Genomic DNA, 18,123 nt, shown 5'->3' with positions numbered 1-18,123 from the left:
GGCCTGTGTTTCAATCTTTAAATCAGTAAACTTCATACGCTTGACGGAAAAACCAGGACGAAACCTAAATATTTGTTGTTAAGCTGCAATGGAAACGGTAAAAGCGGCTAGTATTTAAAGGGATGGATGACATCTCAGCGTTGTCGGAGGAGATATTTCATGATGATACGTGAGCGGATAGAAGAAAAATTAAGGGCGGCGTTCCAACCCGTATTCCTCGAAGTAGTGGATGAAAGCTATCGTCACAATGTCCCAGCCGGCTCTGAAAGCCATTTTAAAGTTGTGCTGGTCAGCGATCGTTTTACGGGTGAACGTTTTCTGAATCGTCATCGAATGATTTACAGTACTTTAGCGGAGGAACTCTCTACTACCGTTCATGCGCTGGCTCTGCATACTTACACTATTAAGGAGTGGGAAGGGTTGCAGGACACCGTCTTTGCCTCTCCTCCCTGTCGTGGAGCAGGAAGCATCGCGTAAAAACGCATTTGCAACTGTCGGCGCTTTTCCAGTATGTTGCTAAAGATTTTATGAAAAACGGCCTGCGGGCCGTTTTGTTTTGTCTGGATTTTGCGCTTTTTGCCCAGCATTCAGACGAAAATTGCCCGGGAATTGTGAAAAAATACGCGACAGCGCGCAATAACCGTTCTCGACTCATAAAAGTGATGCCGCTATAATGCCGCGTCCTATTTGAATGCTTTCGGGATGATTCTGGTAACAGGGAATGTGATTGATTATAAGAACATCCCGGTTCCGCGAAGCCAACAACCTGTGCTTGCGGGGTAAGAGTTGACCGAGCACTGTGATTTTTTGAGGTAACAAGATGCAAGTTTCAGTTGAAACCACTCAAGGCCTTGGCCGCCGTGTAACGATTACTATCGCTGCTGACAGCATCGAGACCGCTGTTAAAAGCGAGCTGGTCAACGTTGCGAAAAAAGTACGTATTGACGGCTTCCGCAAAGGCAAAGTGCCAATGAATATCGTTGCTCAGCGTTATGGCGCGTCTGTACGCCAGGACGTTCTGGGTGACCTGATGAGCCGTAACTTCATTGACGCCATCATTAAAGAAAAAATCAATCCGGCTGGCGCACCGACTTATGTTCCGGGCGAATACAAGCTGGGTGAAGACTTCACCTACTCTGTAGAGTTTGAAGTTTATCCGGAAGTTGAACTGCAGGGTCTGGAAGCGATCGAAGTTGAAAAACCGATCGTTGAAGTGACCGATGCTGACGTTGACGGCATGCTGGATACTCTGCGTAAACAGCAGGCGACCTGGAAAGAAAAAGACGGCGCTGTTGAAGCAGAAGACCGCGTAACCATCGACTTCACCGGTTCTGTAGACGGCGAAGAGTTCGAAGGCGGTAAAGCGTCTGATTTCGTACTGGCGATGGGCCAGGGTCGTATGATCCCGGGCTTTGAAGACGGTATCAAAGGCCACAAAGCTGGCGAAGAGTTCACCATCGACGTGACCTTCCCGGAAGAATACCACGCAGAAAACCTGAAAGGTAAAGCAGCGAAATTCGCTATCAACCTGAAGAAAGTTGAAGAGCGTGAACTGCCGGAACTGACTGCTGAATTCATCAAACGTTTCGGCGTTGAAGATGGTTCCGTAGAAGGTCTGCGCGCTGAAGTGCGTAAAAACATGGAGCGCGAGCTGAAGAGCGCCATCCGTAACCGCGTTAAGTCTCAGGCGATCGAAGGTCTGGTAAAAGCTAACGACATCGACGTACCGGCTGCGCTGATCGACAGCGAAATCGACGTTCTGCGTCGCCAGGCTGCACAGCGTTTCGGTGGCAACGAAAAACAAGCTCTGGAACTGCCGCGTGAACTGTTCGAAGAACAGGCTAAACGTCGCGTAGTTGTTGGCCTGCTGCTGGGCGAAGTTATCCGCACCAACGAGCTGAAAGCTGACGAAGAGCGCGTGAAAGGCCTGATCGAAGAGATGGCTTCTGCGTACGAAGATCCGAAAGAAGTTATCGAGTTCTACAGCAAAAACAAAGAACTGATGGACAACATGCGCAATGTTGCTCTGGAAGAACAGGCTGTTGAAGCTGTACTGGCGAAAGCGAAAGTGACTGAAAAAGAAACCACTTTCAACGAGCTGATGAACCAGCAGGCGTAATTTACGCAGCATAACGCGCTAAATTCGCACAAAGGCCCGTCACCGCTAGGTGGTGGGCTTTTTTTTGTCATGAATTTTGCATGGAACCGTGCGAAAAGCCTCTTTCGGTGTTAGCGTAACAACAAAAGATTGTTATGCTTGAAATATGGTGATGCCGTACCCATAACACAGGGACTAGCTGATAATCCGTCCATAAGGTTACAATCGGTACAGCAGGTTTTTTCAATTTTATCCAGGAGACGGAAATGTCATACAGCGGCGAACGAGATAACTTTGCACCCCATATGGCGCTGGTGCCGATGGTCATTGAACAGACCTCACGAGGTGAGCGCTCTTTTGATATCTATTCTCGTCTACTTAAGGAACGCGTCATTTTTCTGACTGGCCAGGTTGAAGACCACATGGCTAACCTGATTGTGGCGCAGATGCTGTTCCTGGAAGCAGAAAACCCAGAAAAAGATATCTATCTGTACATTAACTCTCCAGGCGGGGTGATTACTGCCGGGATGTCTATCTATGACACCATGCAGTTTATCAAGCCTGATGTCAGCACCATCTGTATGGGCCAGGCGGCCTCGATGGGCGCTTTCTTGCTGACTGCAGGGGCAAAAGGTAAACGTTTCTGCCTGCCGAATTCGCGCGTGATGATTCACCAGCCGTTGGGCGGCTACCAGGGCCAGGCGACCGATATCGAAATTCATGCCCGTGAAATTCTGAAAGTTAAAGGGCGCATGAATGAACTTATGGCGCTTCATACGGGTCAATCATTAGAACAGATTGAACGTGATACCGAGCGCGATCGCTTCCTTTCCGCCCCTGAAGCGGTGGAATACGGTCTGGTCGATTCGATTCTGACCCATCGTAATTGATGCCAGAGGCGCAACTGTGCCGCTATACTTATCCAGGGCGGCACAACGCTGTAAGCGGCTTGCGCCTGAGAATGGCATTTGCGTCGTCGTGTGCGGCACAAAGAACAAAGAAGAGGTTTTGACCCATGACAGATAAACGCAAAGATGGCTCAGGCAAATTGCTGTATTGCTCTTTTTGCGGCAAAAGCCAGCATGAAGTGCGCAAGCTGATTGCCGGTCCATCCGTGTATATCTGCGACGAATGTGTTGATTTATGTAACGACATCATTCGCGAAGAGATTAAAGAAGTTGCACCGCATCGTGAACGCAGTGCGCTACCAACGCCGCATGAAATTCGCAACCACCTGGACGATTACGTTATCGGTCAGGAACAGGCGAAAAAAGTGCTGGCGGTCGCGGTATACAACCACTACAAACGTCTGCGCAACGGAGATACCAGCAATGGCGTCGAGTTGGGCAAAAGTAACATTCTGCTGATCGGTCCGACCGGTTCCGGTAAAACGCTGCTGGCCGAAACGCTGGCGCGCCTGCTGGACGTTCCGTTCACCATGGCTGACGCAACCACGCTGACCGAAGCCGGTTATGTGGGCGAAGACGTTGAAAACATCATTCAGAAGCTGTTGCAGAAGTGCGATTACGACGTACAGAAAGCGCAGCGCGGGATTGTCTACATCGATGAAATCGACAAGATTTCTCGTAAGTCAGACAACCCGTCCATTACCCGAGACGTTTCCGGTGAAGGCGTACAGCAGGCACTGTTAAAACTGATCGAAGGTACGGTAGCTGCTGTTCCGCCGCAAGGTGGGCGTAAACATCCGCAACAGGAATTCTTGCAGGTTGATACCTCTAAGATCCTGTTTATCTGTGGCGGTGCGTTTGCCGGTCTGGATAAAGTGATTTCCCATCGTGTAGAAACCGGTTCCGGCATTGGTTTTGGCGCGACGGTAAAAGCGAAGTCCGACAAAGCAAGCGAAGGTGAACTGCTGGCGCAGGTTGAACCGGAAGATCTGATCAAGTTTGGTCTGATCCCTGAGTTCATTGGTCGTCTGCCGGTTGTCGCAACGTTGAATGAACTGAGCGAAGAAGCTCTGATTCAGATCCTCAAAGAGCCGAAAAACGCCCTGACCAAGCAGTATCAGGCGCTGTTTAATCTGGAAGGCGTGGATCTGGAATTCCGTGACGAGGCGCTGGATGCTATCGCTAAGAAAGCGATGGCGCGTAAAACCGGTGCCCGTGGCCTGCGTTCCATCGTAGAAGCCGCACTGCTCGATACCATGTACGATCTGCCGTCCATGGAAGACGTCGAAAAAGTGGTTATCGACGAATCGGTAATTGATGGTCAAAGCAAGCCGTTGCTGATTTATGGCAAGCCGGAAGCGCAACAGGCATCTGGTGAATAATTAACCATTCCCATACAATTAGTTAACCAAAAAGGGGGGATTTTATCTCCCCTTTAATTTTTCCTCTATTCTCGGCGTTGAATGTGGGGGAAACATCCCCATATACTGACGTACATGTTAATAGATGGCGTGAAGCACAGTCGTGTCATCTGATTACCTGGCGGAAATTAAACTAAGAGAGAGCTCTATGAATCCTGAGCGTTCTGAACGCATTGAAATCCCCGTATTGCCGCTGCGCGATGTGGTGGTTTATCCGCACATGGTCATCCCCTTATTTGTCGGGCGGGAAAAATCTATCCGTTGTCTGGAAGCGGCGATGGACCATGATAAAAAAATTATGCTGGTCGCGCAGAAAGAAGCTTCAACGGATGAGCCGGGTGTAAACGATCTTTTCACCGTCGGGACCGTGGCCTCTATATTGCAGATGCTGAAACTGCCTGACGGCACCGTCAAAGTGCTGGTCGAGGGGTTACAGCGCGCGCGTATTTCTGCGCTCTCTGACAATGGCGAACACTTTTCTGCGAAGGCGGAGTATCTGGAGTCGCCGACCATTGATGAGCGGGAACAGGAAGTGCTGGTGCGTACTGCAATCAGCCAGTTCGAAGGCTACATCAAGCTGAACAAAAAAATTCCACCAGAAGTGCTGACGTCGCTGAATAGCATCGACGATCCGGCGCGTCTGGCGGATACCATTGCTGCACATATGCCGCTGAAACTGGCTGACAAACAGTCCGTTCTGGAGATGTCCGACGTTAACGAACGTCTGGAATATCTGATGGCAATGATGGAATCGGAAATCGATCTGCTGCAGGTTGAGAAACGCATTCGCAACCGTGTTAAAAAGCAGATGGAGAAATCCCAGCGTGAGTACTATCTGAACGAGCAAATGAAAGCTATTCAGAAAGAACTCGGTGAAATGGACGACGCGCCGGACGAAAACGAAGCCCTGAAGCGCAAAATCGACGCGGCGAAAATGCCGAAAGAGGCAAAAGAGAAAGCGGAAGCAGAGTTGCAGAAGCTGAAAATGATGTCTCCGATGTCGGCAGAAGCGACCGTAGTGCGTGGTTATATCGACTGGATGGTACAGGTACCGTGGAATGCGCGTAGCAAGGTCAAAAAAGACCTGCGTCAGGCGCAGGAAATCCTTGATACCGACCATTATGGTCTGGAGCGCGTGAAAGATCGCATCCTTGAGTATCTTGCGGTTCAAAGCCGTGTCAACAAAATCAAGGGACCGATCCTCTGCCTGGTAGGGCCACCGGGGGTAGGTAAAACGTCCCTGGGGCAGTCCATCGCCAAAGCCACCGGGCGTAAATATGTCCGTATGGCGCTGGGCGGCGTGCGTGATGAAGCGGAAATCCGTGGTCACCGCCGTACTTACATCGGTTCTATGCCGGGTAAACTGATCCAGAAAATGGCGAAAGTGGGCGTGAAAAACCCGCTGTTCCTGCTCGATGAGATCGACAAAATGTCTTCTGACATGCGAGGCGATCCGGCTTCCGCACTGCTTGAAGTGCTGGATCCAGAGCAGAACGTAGCGTTCAGCGACCACTACCTGGAAGTGGATTACGACCTTAGCGACGTGATGTTTGTCGCGACGTCGAACTCCATGAACATTCCGGCACCGCTGCTGGATCGTATGGAAGTGATTCGCCTCTCCGGTTATACCGAAGATGAAAAACTGAACATCGCCAAACGTCACCTGCTGCCGAAGCAGATTGAACGTAATGCACTGAAAAAAGGTGAGCTGACCGTCGACGATAGCGCCATTATCGGCATTATTCGTTACTACACCCGTGAGGCGGGCGTGCGTGGTCTGGAGCGTGAAATCTCCAAACTGTGTCGCAAAGCGGTTAAGCAGTTACTGCTCGATAAGTCATTAAAACATATCGAAATTAACGGCGATAACCTGCATGACTATCTCGGTGTTCAGCGTTTCGACTATGGTCGCGCGGATAACGAAAACCGTGTCGGTCAGGTAACTGGTCTGGCGTGGACGGAAGTGGGCGGTGACTTGCTGACCATTGAAACCGCGTGCGTTCCGGGTAAAGGCAAACTGACCTATACCGGATCGCTTGGCGAAGTGATGCAGGAGTCCATTCAGGCGGCGTTAACGGTGGTTCGTGCGCGTGCGGAAAAACTGGGGATCAACCCTGATTTTTATGAAAAACGCGACATCCACGTCCACGTACCGGAAGGTGCGACGCCGAAAGATGGTCCGAGTGCCGGTATTGCTATGTGCACCGCGCTGGTTTCTTGCCTGACCGGTAACCCGGTTCGTGCCGATGTGGCAATGACCGGTGAGATCACTCTGCGTGGTCAGGTACTGCCGATCGGTGGTTTGAAAGAAAAACTACTGGCAGCGCATCGCGGCGGGATTAAAACAGTGTTAATTCCGTTCGAAAATAAACGCGATCTGGAAGAGATTCCTGACAACGTAATTGCTGATCTGGATATTCATCCTGTGAAACGCATTGAGGAAGTTCTGACTCTGGCGCTGCAAAATGAACCGTCTGGCATGCAGGTTGTGACTGCAAAATAGTGACCTCGCGCAAAATGCACTAATAAAAACAGGGCTGGCAGGCTAATTCGGACTTGCCAGCCTTTTTTTGTCTCGCTAAGTTAGATGGCGGATTGGGCTTGCCCTTATTAAGGGGTGTTGTAAGGGGATGGCTGGCCTGATATAACTGCTGCGCGTTCGTACCTTGAAGGATTCAAGTGCGATATAAATTATAAAGAGGAAGAGAAGAGTGAATAAATCTCAATTGATCGACAAGATTGCTGCAGGGGCTGATATCTCTAAAGCTGCGGCTGGCCGTGCGTTAGATGCTATTATTGCTTCCGTAACTGAATCTCTGAAAGAAGGGGATGATGTAGCACTGGTAGGTTTTGGTACTTTTGCCGTTAAAGAGCGTGCTGCCCGTACTGGCCGCAACCCGCAGACCGGTAAAGAGATCACCATCGCTGCCGCTAAAGTACCGAGCTTCCGTGCAGGTAAAGCACTGAAAGACGCGGTAAACTAAGCGTTGTCCCCAGTGGGGATGTGACGAAGTTCAAGGGCGCATCTACTGATGTGCCTTTTTTATTTGTATTCGGTGACTTTCTGCGTCTTGTGGGCTGACAATTGCCCCCGTTTCTTGTCACAATAGGCCTTTGCGCGCATCGATACGTTGCGTGAGGTACACAGTCATCTACAGCGGAGTGTTGTTACACCATGATGGACAGCTTACGCACGGCTGCAAACAGTCTCGTGCTCAAGATTATTTTCGGTATCATTATCGTGTCGTTCATATTGACCGGCGTGAGTGGTTACCTGATTGGCGGAGGCAATAACTACGCCGCAAAAGTGAATGACCAGGAAATCAGCCGTGGGCAGTTCGAGAACGCCTTCAACAGCGAGCGTAATCGCATGCAGCAACAGCTGGGCGATCAATACTCTGAGCTTGCAGCGAACGAAGGCTATATGAAAACCCTGCGTCAACAGGTGCTGAATCGTCTGATCGACGAGGCGCTGCTGGATCAGTACGCTCGTGAGCTGAAACTGGGTATCAGTGATGAGCAGGTTAAACAGGCGATTTTCGCGACCCCAGCCTTCCAGGTTGACGGCAAATTTGATAACAGCCGCTATAACGGTATCCTCAACCAGATGGGGATGACCGCCGATCAGTACGCCCAGGCGCTACGTAACCAGCTCACTACCCAACAGCTGATTAACGGCGTTGCCGGTACCGATTTTATGCTGAAAGGTGAAACCGACGAGCTGGCGGCACTGGTAGCTCAACAACGCGTGGTACGTGAAGCGACTATCGATGTTAACGCGCTGGCGGCGAAGCAGCCTGTGACCGAACAGGAAATTGCCAGCTACTACGAACAAAACAAAAACAATTTCATGACGCCGGAACAATTCCGCGTGAGTTACATCAAGCTGGATGCCGCAACGATGCAGCAACCGGTTAGCGATGCGGATATCCAGAGCTACTACGATCAGCATCAGGATCAATTCACCCAGCCGCAGCGTACCCGCTACAGCATCATCCAGACCAAAACTGAAGATGAAGCGAAAGCGGTACTTGATGAGCTGAATAAAGGCGGTGATTTTGCTGCGTTAGCCAAAGAAAAATCTGCCGATATTATCTCTGCCCGTAACGGCGGCGATATGGGTTGGTTAGAAGATGCCACTATCCCGGACGAACTGAAAAATGCTGGTCTGAAAGAAAAAGGCCAACTCTCTGGTGTCATCAAATCTTCGGTCGGTTTCCTGATTGTACGTCTGGACGACATTCAGCCAGCGAAAGTGAAGTCGTTAGACGAAGTGCGTGACGATGTCGCGGCGAAAGTGAAACACGAAAAAGCCCTCGATGCGTACTACGCACTGCAGCAGAAAGTGAGCGATGCAGCAAGCAATGATACCGAGTCTCTGGCCGGTGCAGAGCAAGCTGCCGGCGTTAAAGCCACTCAGACGGGTTGGTTCAGCAAAGATAACCTGCCGGAAGAGTTGAACTTCAAGCCAGTTGCCGACGCTATCTTCAACGGCGGTCTGGTAGGTGAAAACGGCGCGCCGGGCATCAACTCTGACATCATCACCGTAGACGGCGACCGCGCATTCGTGCTGCGCATCAGCGAGCACAAACCGGAAGCGGTGAAACCGTTGGCAGATGTTCAGGAACAAGTTAAGGCACTGGTTCAGCACAACAAAGCTGAACAACAGGCGAAAGTGGATGCTGAGAAACTGTTGGTTGATTTGAAAGCCGGCAAAGGTGCGGAAGCTATGCAGGCTGCCGGTCTGAAATTTGGCGAGCCGAAAACCTTAAGCCGTTCCGGTCGTGACCCGATTAGCCAGGCGGCGTTTGCACTGCCCCTGCCAGCGAAAGACAAACCGAGCTACGGTATGGCGACCGATATGCAAGGTAATGTGGTTCTGCTGGCGCTGGATGAAGTGAAACAAGGTTCAATGCCGGAAGATCAGAAAAAAGCGATGGTGCAGGGTATCACCCAGAACAACGCACAAATCGTCTTTGAAGCTCTGATGAGTAACCTGCGTAAAGAGGCGAAAATCAAAATTGGCGATGCGCTGGAACAGCAATAATCCTGAAGTCGCCTCGCAAAAAAATGCTTTGCAGCTGTAACAAGAAAAGGTCGCTTTCGCGGCCTTTTCCATTTCTGAACATTGCCATTTGTTTACTGTTTTCACTGCCGTTAAGGTGATTCCACTGTTAACAAACAAGGAGAAAACAGTATGAAACACGGAATTAAAGCACTGCTCATTACCCTGTCCCTGGCCTGTGCCGGAATGTCTCATAGTGCTCTGGCGGCAGCTCCTGCGGCGAAACCGACAACGGTAGAAACCAAAGCGGAAGCTCCTGCAGCACAAAGTAAAGCAGCAGTACCGGCGAAAGCCAGTGACGAAGAAGGCACCCGGGTCAGCATTAATAATGCCAGCGCGGAAGAGTTAGCCCGCGCGATGAATGGCGTTGGCCTGAAGAAAGCGCAGGCGATTGTCAGTTATCGCGAAGAGTACGGTCCGTTTAAAACGGTGGAGGATCTCAAGCAGGTGCCGGGGATGGGCAATTCGCTGGTGGAACGTAATCTGGCGGTATTAACCCTGTAATTAATTTGCATAGTGGCAATTTTTTGCCAGACTGAAGAGGTCATACCAGTTATGACCTCTGTACTTATAACAGTTCTTATAACAACAACGTAAGGTTATTGCGCTATGCAAACACAAATCAAAGTTCGTGGATATCATCTCGACGTTTACCAGCACGTAAACAACGCCCGCTACCTTGAATTTCTCGAAGAAGCCCGCTGGGATGGGTTGGAAAATAGCGACAGTTTTCAGTGGATGACGGCCCATAACATCGCTTTCGTGGTGGTGAATATCAATATTAACTATCGTCGCCCGGCGGTATTAAGCGACTTGTTAACCATTACGAGCCAGTTACAGCAATTAAACGGTAAAAGCGGTATCTTAAGCCAGGTCATTACACTGGAGCCGGAAGGGCAGGTAGTAGCGGATGCGCTTATTACGTTTGTTTGTATTGATCTTAAAACGCAGAAAGCATTAGCTCTGGAAGGAGAATTGCGCGAAAAGCTGGAGCAGATGGTTAAGTAAACGTTTTGTGGTGCCGGATGCTCAAGCCGCATCCGGCGACACCCGGAATAATTAATTCAACCCGGTTTTCTGCTTCATCGCTGCCATCACCGTCGGTTTATCGGCCAGATAATGATTCAAACCGTTGGCACGTAAATTACACGCCGCACAATGACCGCAACCGTCGCCTTTAATGCCGTTATAACAGGTCAGCGTTTCGTTACGGACTAAATCTAGTTTGCCGTAATAATCAGCCAGCGCCCAGGTTTCCGCTTTATCAATCCACATCAGCGGCGTTTCAAAACGAATATCTTTCGCCATGCCTAAACTGACGGCATGGTTTAGTGCTTTCACAAACTCATCGCGGCAATCCGGGTAGCCGGAGAAATCCGTTTCGCAGACGCCGGTAATCACCGCTTCTGCTTTTACCTGATACGCATATATTGCCGCCAGCGTCAGGAACAAAATATTACGCCCAGGGACAAACGTATTCGGGATGCCATCGGCTTCAGGTTCATAATCAGGCACCGGAATGCTGTCACGCGTCAGGCTGCTGACCGCCAGCTCGTTGAGCAGCGTTACATCAAGAACCTTATGCGCGCGTGCTCCCAGTTTCAGCGCCAGTTCGCGTGCCACGTCGATTTCTGCGCGATGTCGCTGACCGTAATCGAACGTCACGCAATGGACTTCATCATATTGTTGTAATGCCTGCACCAGACAGGTGGTGGAATCCTGGCCTCCACTGAACACAACGACAGCACGTTTCATAGATAATCCTGCTTGAACAATAAAAGCGTTATGGTAACGCCTGCGATGAACCCGGACCAGCTATTCATTGCGACGGCGCGGGAAGCCAGGCTTCGGTAAATTCAAACCAGCCGCGCGGTGTCAGTCGCACACCGTTCACGCCGGGAGGGGCACTAATGCGATAGTGATAGTTGAATAGCGGCGTCAGCGTCGCGTCTGCCATTAACTGGCTAAAAACCGCTTTCAGGGCATTAAATCGGTTTTCCTCATCAGGCATTACTTGCACCGCGTCCAGTGTCGATTGCAAATGTGCATATGCTGGAGCGTCGAAAACATGTGGCCACAGTGGATCGCAACGCAGCCATTGCTCCAGGGTATATTCCGGTGCTTCGCCAATTAATCTGTCGCCCATCATGAGGTCTGCGTGTGCCAGTAGGGTCGTGTCGTCCCAGTTTTTTGCGTTATGAAAAATAATTGTGAGTTCACAGCCTTCCGCTGCCAGTGTCGCCTGTAGACGTTCTGCCATGGTATGAAGTTCTATCGGTAGGTGATAAACCAGCGTCAAGGTTTTCGGTAGTTTGACTTCATCCGGTACTTGCCATTGCGGAATAGTCCAGCCTGGCAGTAATGCATGACTGGCGGTGATCAGGTTTTCTCCGACTTCTAACGTTTGTAATAAACCGGATTGATGAATAATGGAGATCACTTTTCGCGCCTGCCAGAGGGACAGTCGGGGACTTTTGCGCAACGTTAAATAGCAAAAACCTAAACTGATGCCACTACTGACCTGGCTGACCCGTTGCAGCTCCTCCGGTTTGCCGATGGTGATTTGCACGGGATGCCGACAACTGGTTCCCAAATCTTTTTCGAAAAGCGGCGGAGTTATCCAGTACTCAACCGCTTTAAGCAGCGGATGACGTAAATGGTAATAATCATGGCTTTCCAGGCGCACCAGTTCCGCTGTGAATTGTGTTAAGCGAAAAGGACCCGTGCCGATCAGGGGGAATTGCGGATGCGCCAGATGGCTGCAATAGCTCGCCAGCCGGTGCGCAAGCCAGTAATCGGGGCGATGTAAAAAGAAGGTCAGACACTGCGGATGGGTGACTTCAATACGCTTCACGCTAATAAATAATTGATCCAGTGCTGGCAGTTGTAACAGCATCAATAACCGCTGGTGTAAGTGGGAGGCTTTTACTGCATCGCCGTTATGCCAGTGTAAGGTTGAGCGAAGATAAAAATCCCAGCGTAACCCGTCAGTAGAGGTTTCCCAGTGATGCGCTAAATCGCCAATCGGGCGCTGGGTATTATTATCGAAGCGGGTCAGGCCGGAAAATATCTGTCCGGCCAGATGCTGCTCGGCACGGCCGGGCAAAAAGCCCGGTTGTAGCGGTTCGAGCGGGCGATAGTAGGGAATACGCAACGTGGGCGTATCGTTTTGCCATTGTCCGCCCATAAACGGCTGTAACAGAGTGCGCAGCTCACCTGGGGCCAGTTGCGCCAGCTCCAGCACATCTTGCTGCTTTCCGGTTTCCAGTGCCTGTTCCATCATCGCATTGCGTAGCGATTCTGGCGTGACCAGAAAGCGTAATTGTCCGCGCTTTCCGCGTCCTGACTGCGCCTGCCACTCCAGCCATCCCGCCTCCTGTGCCTGACGCAACAGCGTACGAACATGGCGTTCGCTGCAAAAACAGCGTTCGGCCAGTTCGCTGACGGTGACGGTTTGCGGCTTTCCGGCGGAAGGTTGCCACAGACGTTGATACTGGTTAAGACGGTTGAGCAGTCGCATATAAACCCGGAACAATATTATTTAACTATTCACTATTACTTCCGTATATATCAGGTGATACTCAATCACCATTAACCGTGTCACAGAGTGGAGAAAGAAATGGCTCGTCTGGCAGCATTTGATATGGATGGCACTTTATTGATGCCTGACCATCATTTAGGTGAGAAAACCCTCTCTACTTTGGCGCGACTGCGTGAACGCGACATTACCCTCACTTTTGCCACGGGGCGTCATGCGCTGGAGATGCAGCATATTCTCGGGGCGCTATCGCTGGATGCATATTTGATTACTGGCAACGGAACGCGCGTGCATTCTCTGGAAGGTGAACTTTTACATCGTGATGATTTACCTGCGGATGTCGCGGAGCTGGTGCTGTATCAGCAATGGGATACCCGAGCAAGCATGCATATCTTCAATGACGATGGTTGGTTTACCGGGAAAGAGATCCCTGCGTTGTTGCAGGCATTTGTCTATAGCGGTTTTCGTTATCAGATAATCGATGTCAAAAAAATGCCACTCGGCAGCGTCACCAAGATCTGCTTCTGTGGCGATCACGACGATCTTACACGCTTGCAGATCCAGCTATACGAAGCATTAGGCGAGCGTGCACATTTATGTTTTTCCGCCACGGATTGCCTCGAAGTGCTGCCGGTGGGCTGCAATAAAGGCGCTGCATTGACGGTGCTGACCCAACATTTAGGTTTATCGTTACGCGATTGCATGGCCTTTGGTGATGCGATGAACGATCGCGAAATGTTAGGCAGTGTCGGTAGCGGATTTATTATGGGCAATGCGATGCCGCAACTGCGCGCGGAGCTCCCGCATTTACCGGTGATTGGACATTGCCGAAATCAGGCTGTCTCTCACTATTTGACGCACTGGCTGGACTATCCACATCTACCTTATTCCCCCGAATAACGAGATCCCTTCCAGCACCGGGCAATTGCCCGGTTTTTTTTGCGTTGAATTTGTCATTTTGTGCCGTGGTGCTTAAACCGCACAGAATAAATTGTCGCGATTTCACCTTTAAAATAGAATTAAAAGAGAAAAAAATTCTCTGTGGAAGGGCTATGTTAGATAAAATTGACCGTAAGCTGCTGGCCTTGCTACAGCAGGATTGCACCCTCTCTTTGCAGGCACTGGCTGAAGCCGTTAATCTGACAACCACCCCCTGCTGGAAGCGTCTGAAACGGCTGGAGGACGACGGTATTCTTATCGGCAAAGTCGCCCTGCTGGATCCGGAAAAAATAGGCCTCGGCCTGACCGCCTTTGTGCTGATAAAAACGCAACATCACAGCAGCGAATGGTATTGCCGCTTTGTCACGGTGGTTACCGAAATGCCAGAAGTGCTGGGGTTCTGGCGCATGGCCGGTGAATACGATTATCTGATGCGCGTCCAGGTTGCCGACATGAAACGCTACGACGAGTTTTATAAGCGTCTGGTAAACAGCGTGCCGGGGCTGTCGGACGTCACTTCCAGCTTCGCGATGGAACAGATTAAATACACCACTTCTTTACCCATCGAATAAATATCCAGAATCAGGTCAGGACACAACGCGTGCGATTATTTGCTCAATTAAGCTGGTATTTCCGTCGGGAATGGCGTCGCTATCTCGGGGCTGTCGCCTTGCTTGTCATTATCGCGATGCTGCAACTGGTTCCGCCAAAAGTGGTTGGTATTGTTGTCGATGGCGTGACAGAACAACACTTTACTACCGGGCAGATCCTGATGTGGATCGCCACCATGGTGCTGATTGCCGTTGTGGTTTATCTCCTGCGTTACGTCTGGCGCGTATTGCTGTTTGGTGCGTCTTATCAACTGGCTGTTGAACTGCGTGAAGATTATTACCGCCAGCTAAGCCGGCAGCATCCTGAGTTTTACCTGCGTCATCGCACGGGTGACCTCATGGCTCGTGCGACCAATGACGTCGATCGCGTCGTGTTTGCCGCCGGAGAAGGGGTGCTGACGCTGGTGGATTCACTGGTAATGGGCTGCGCTGTGTTGATTATGATGTCTACGCAAATTAGCTGGCAGTTGACCTTATTTGCCCTGTTGCCGATGCCAGTGATGGCGATCATGATCAAGCGCAACGGCGATGCCTTGCATGAACGCTTTAAGCTGGCACAGGCGGCGTTTTCCAGTCTTAATGACCGCACCCAGGAAAGCCTCACCAGTATCCGCATGATCAAAGCTTTTGGTCTGGAAGATCGCCAGTCGGCGTTATTTGCCGCGGATGCCGAAGATACCGGCAAGAAAAACATGCGGGTGGCACGTATTGATGCCCGTTTTGATCCGACGATTTACATCGCCATCGGCACGGCGAACTTGCTGGCGATTGGCGGCGGTAGTTGGATGGTGGTGCAGGGTAGTTTAACGCTGGGCCAGCTCACCAGTTTTATGATGTATTTAGGTCTGATGATTTGGCCAATGCTGGCGCTGGCATGGATGTTTAACATAGTGGAACGTGGTAGTGCTGCGTACAGCCGCATTCGCGCGATGCTGGCGGAAGCGCCGGTGGTGAATGATGGTAGCGAACCCGTGCCGGAAGGTCGTGGCGAACTGGATGTAAATATTCGCCAGTTCACGTATCCGCAGACTGACCATCCTGCGCTGGAAAACGTCAATTTCGCCCTGAAACCCGGTCAGATGGTAGGTATTTGCGGGCCGACTGGTTCCGGCAAAAGTACCCTGTTGTCGCTCATTCAGCGTCATTTCGACGTCAGCGAGGGGGATATCCGCTTTCATGATATTCCTCTGACGAAGTTACAACTCGATAGCTGGCGTAGCCGCCTGGCGGTAGTTAGCCAGACACCGTTCCTTTTTTCCGACACCGTAGCGAACAACATCGCGTTGGGTTGCCCGAATGCCACCCAGCAAGAGATTGAGCATGTCGCGCGGTTAGCCAGCGTGCATGACGATATTTTGCGTTTACCGCAAGGTTACGATACAGAAGTGGGCGAGCGCGGCGTGATGCTTTCCGGTGGGCAAAAACAGCGTATCTCCATTGCTCGTGCGTTATTAGTCAACGCGGAAATCCTCATCCTTGATGATGCGCTTTCGGCAGTAGACGGACGCACAGAGCACCAGATCCTGCATAACCTGCGTCAGTGGGGGCAGGGAAGAACGGTAATCATCAGTGCCCATCGCCTTTCTGCACTGACGGAAGCCAGTGAAATTATTGTGATACAGCACGGACATATCGCCCAGCGTGGCAATCATGATGAGCTGGCGCAACAAAGTGGCTGGTATCGCGATATGTATCGCTATCAACAACTGGAGGCGGCGCTCGACGACGCTCCGGAAATTCGCGAGGAGGCCGTCGATGCGTAGTTTTAGCCAACTGTGGCCGACTCTCAAGCGTCTGTTAGCGTACGGTTCACCGTGGCGTAAACCGTTGGGGATTGCGGTCCTGATGATGTGGGTTGCGGCGGCGGCAGAAGTCAGTGGGCCGCTGCTTATCAGCTATTTTATCGACAATATGGTAGCGAAAAATAACCTGCCGTTGAAAGTGGTTGCAGGGCTGGCTGCGGCGTATGTTGGGCTGCAACTGTTTGCCGCCGGGCTACATTACGCGCAGTCGCTGCTGTTTAATCGGGCGGCAGTAGGCGTAGTGCAACAGTTGCGTACCGACGTGATGGATGCTGCGTTACGCCAGCCATTAAGCGAGTTTGATACCCAACCCGTCGGGCAGGTGATTTCCCGCGTCACTAATGACACTGAAGTGATCCGCGACCTCTACGTTACCGTAGTGGCAACTGTCCTGCGTAGCGCCGCACTGGTGGGCGCGATGCTGGTGGCAATGTTCAGCCTCGACTGGCGAATGGCGCTGGTGGCGATAATGATTTTCCCGGTGGTGCTGGTGGTAATGGTGATATATCAGCGTTACAGCACGCCGATTGTCCGTCGTGTGCGCGCTTATCTGGCAGATATCAACGACGGCTTTAACGAAATTATCAATGGCATGAGCGTTATCCAGCAGTTCCGTCAGCAGGCGCGATTTGGCGAACGTATGGGTGAGGCCAGTCGTTCACACTATATGGCGAGGATGCAAACCCTGCGCCTCGACGGTTTTCTGCTGCGTCCGCTGCTGAGTCTGTTTTCATCGCTCATTCTTTGTGGGTTGTTGATGCTGTTTGGCTTCTCCGCCAGCGGCACCATTGAAGTGGGCGTGTTGTATGCATTTATCAGCTATCTTGGGCGACTTAACGAACCCTTAATCGAACTGACCACGCAGCAGGCGATGCTGCAACAGGCTGTAGTTGCTGGTGAGCGTGTGTTTGAACTGATGGACGGACCGCGCCAGCAATATGGCAATGATGATCGCCCGTTACAGAGCGGCACCATCGAAGTCGATAACGTGTCATTTGCTTATCGCGATGACAATATGGTGCTAAAGAACATTAATCTCTCTGTGCCTTCGCGCAATTTTGTGGCGCTGGTCGGGCATACCGGCAGTGGTAAAAGTACCCTCGCCAGTTTATTGATGGGCTATTACCCGCTAACGGAAGGTGAGATTCGCCTTGATGGTCGTCCATTAAGTTCGCTAAGTCACAGCGCGCTGCGCCAGGGCGTGGCAATGGTGCAGCAAGATCCGGTGGTGCTGGCGGATACCTTCCTCGCCAACGTGACGCTGGGGCGTGATATCTCCGAAGAACGCGTCTGGCAGGCGCTGGAAACCGTGCAACTGGCGGAGCTGGCGCGTAGCATGAGCGACGGTATTTACACGCCGCTTGGCGAGCAGGGGAATAATCTCTCAGTCGGGCAAAAGCAACTGCTGGCACTGGCACGCGTGTTGGTGGAGACGCCGCAAATCCTGATCCTTGATGAGGCAACAGCCAGCATTGACTCCGGTACTGAACAGGCGATTCAACATGCTCTGGCGGCGGTGCGTGAACATACCACGCTGGTGGTGATTGCTCACCGCTTATCAACTATTGTTGATGCCGACACCATTCTGGTGCTTCATCGTGGGCAAGCTGTGGAGCAGGGCACTCACCAGCAACTGCTGGCGGCCCAGGGACGCTACTGGCAGATGTATCAACTGCAACTTGCGGGCGAAGAGCTGGCAGCCAGCGTGCGTGAAGAGGAATCATTGAGCGCCTGAATAGCG

15 protein-coding genes are annotated in these 18,123 nt (G+C 51.4%); 13 read left to right on the top strand and 2 right to left on the bottom strand.

Going from position 1 to position 18,123, the window contains the following annotated elements; translation table 11 throughout:
* The first annotated feature begins 159 nt into the window (after positions 1-159).
* The 9 genes from bolA (at position 160) to fadM (ending at position 10,500) form a co-directional block, all read left to right on the top strand.
* On the top strand, positions 160-477 hold the full coding sequence (gene bolA / locus ACJHX7_RS10080; protein WP_000973448.1) for a transcriptional regulator BolA: 318 nt from the start codon (positions 160-162) through the stop codon (positions 475-477).
* 343 nt (positions 478-820) lie between these two features.
* The gene (tig, locus tag ACJHX7_RS10075; RefSeq protein WP_001198386.1) at positions 821-2,119 is read left to right on the top strand and encodes a trigger factor; all 1,299 of its coding nucleotides are present in this window, start codon (positions 821-823) and stop codon (positions 2,117-2,119) included.
* A gap of 245 nt (positions 2,120-2,364) precedes the next feature.
* Positions 2,365-2,988: an ATP-dependent Clp endopeptidase proteolytic subunit ClpP gene (gene clpP / locus ACJHX7_RS10070; protein WP_000122253.1), complete on the top strand. Its 624-nt coding sequence runs from the start codon at positions 2,365-2,367 to the stop codon at positions 2,986-2,988.
* Between the two features lie 125 nt (positions 2,989-3,113).
* Complete coding sequence (gene clpX, locus ACJHX7_RS10065) at positions 3,114-4,388, top strand: ATP-dependent protease ATP-binding subunit ClpX (protein WP_000130305.1); 1,275 nt, start codon at positions 3,114-3,116, stop codon at positions 4,386-4,388.
* A 187-nt stretch (positions 4,389-4,575) separates the two neighbouring features.
* Positions 4,576-6,930, top strand: coding sequence for an endopeptidase La (lon, locus tag ACJHX7_RS10060; RefSeq protein ID WP_001295325.1), 2,355 nt, complete (start codon positions 4,576-4,578; stop codon positions 6,928-6,930).
* A 190-nt stretch (positions 6,931-7,120) separates the two neighbouring features.
* Positions 7,121-7,411: a nucleoid-associated protein HU-beta gene (hupB, locus tag ACJHX7_RS10055; protein WP_254892905.1), complete on the top strand. Its 291-nt coding sequence runs from the start codon at positions 7,121-7,123 to the stop codon at positions 7,409-7,411.
* 191 nt (positions 7,412-7,602) lie between these two features.
* Positions 7,603-9,474 (top strand): peptidylprolyl isomerase, encoded by a 1,872-nt coding sequence (gene ppiD, locus ACJHX7_RS10050; RefSeq protein WP_000969382.1) that lies wholly within the window; start codon positions 7,603-7,605, stop codon positions 9,472-9,474.
* A gap of 150 nt (positions 9,475-9,624) precedes the next feature.
* Entirely contained in the window at positions 9,625-9,996 is a 372-nt protein-coding gene (locus ACJHX7_RS10045; protein ID WP_000680294.1) for a helix-hairpin-helix domain-containing protein, read from the top strand.
* A 105-nt stretch (positions 9,997-10,101) separates the two neighbouring features.
* Positions 10,102-10,500, top strand: coding sequence for a long-chain acyl-CoA thioesterase FadM (gene fadM / locus ACJHX7_RS10040; protein WP_001194534.1), 399 nt, complete (start codon positions 10,102-10,104; stop codon positions 10,498-10,500).
* Between the two features lie 51 nt (positions 10,501-10,551).
* Here the strand turns inward: fadM and queC are convergent, their stop codons facing one another.
* Together queC and ACJHX7_RS10030 are read right to left on the bottom strand one after the other, a co-directional pair.
* A complete protein-coding gene (queC, locus tag ACJHX7_RS10035; RefSeq protein ID WP_000817228.1) occupies positions 10,552-11,247 on the bottom strand; it encodes a 7-cyano-7-deazaguanine synthase QueC in 696 nt (231 codons plus the stop codon).
* A 64-nt stretch (positions 11,248-11,311) separates the two neighbouring features.
* Positions 11,312-13,012 carry an SgrR family transcriptional regulator gene (locus ACJHX7_RS10030; RefSeq protein ID WP_001238237.1) on the bottom strand — a complete coding sequence of 567 codons (1,701 nt, stop codon included), beginning with the start codon at positions 13,010-13,012 and terminating at the stop codon, positions 11,312-11,314.
* Positions 13,013-13,111: 99 nt separating this feature from the next.
* Here ACJHX7_RS10030 and cof point away from each other — a divergent pair, with 99 nt between their 5' ends.
* From cof to ACJHX7_RS10010, 4 genes are all read left to right on the top strand, one after another.
* The gene (gene cof, locus ACJHX7_RS10025) at positions 13,112-13,930 is read left to right on the top strand and encodes an HMP-PP phosphatase (RefSeq protein WP_000113027.1); all 819 of its coding nucleotides are present in this window, start codon (positions 13,112-13,114) and stop codon (positions 13,928-13,930) included.
* Between the two features lie 152 nt (positions 13,931-14,082).
* Complete coding sequence (gene decR / locus ACJHX7_RS10020) at positions 14,083-14,541, top strand: DNA-binding transcriptional regulator DecR (RefSeq protein WP_000884589.1); 459 nt, start codon at positions 14,083-14,085, stop codon at positions 14,539-14,541.
* Positions 14,542-14,570: 29 nt separating this feature from the next.
* Entirely contained in the window at positions 14,571-16,343 is a 1,773-nt protein-coding gene (locus tag ACJHX7_RS10015) for a SmdA family multidrug ABC transporter permease/ATP-binding protein (RefSeq protein WP_410231560.1), read from the top strand.
* Positions 16,336-18,117: a SmdB family multidrug efflux ABC transporter permease/ATP-binding protein gene (locus tag ACJHX7_RS10010; protein WP_001256209.1), complete on the top strand. Its 1,782-nt coding sequence runs from the start codon at positions 16,336-16,338 to the stop codon at positions 18,115-18,117. Before ACJHX7_RS10015 ends, ACJHX7_RS10010 begins: the two co-directional genes overlap by 8 nt.
* Positions 18,118-18,123 lie beyond the last annotated feature (6 nt).

The organism is Escherichia sp. WS1451, from assembly GCF_046487365.1.
GTDB classification, from domain to species: Bacteria; Pseudomonadota; Gammaproteobacteria; order Enterobacterales; family Enterobacteriaceae; genus Escherichia; species Escherichia coli.
This window is presented reverse-complemented; position numbering and strand designations above follow the sequence as displayed.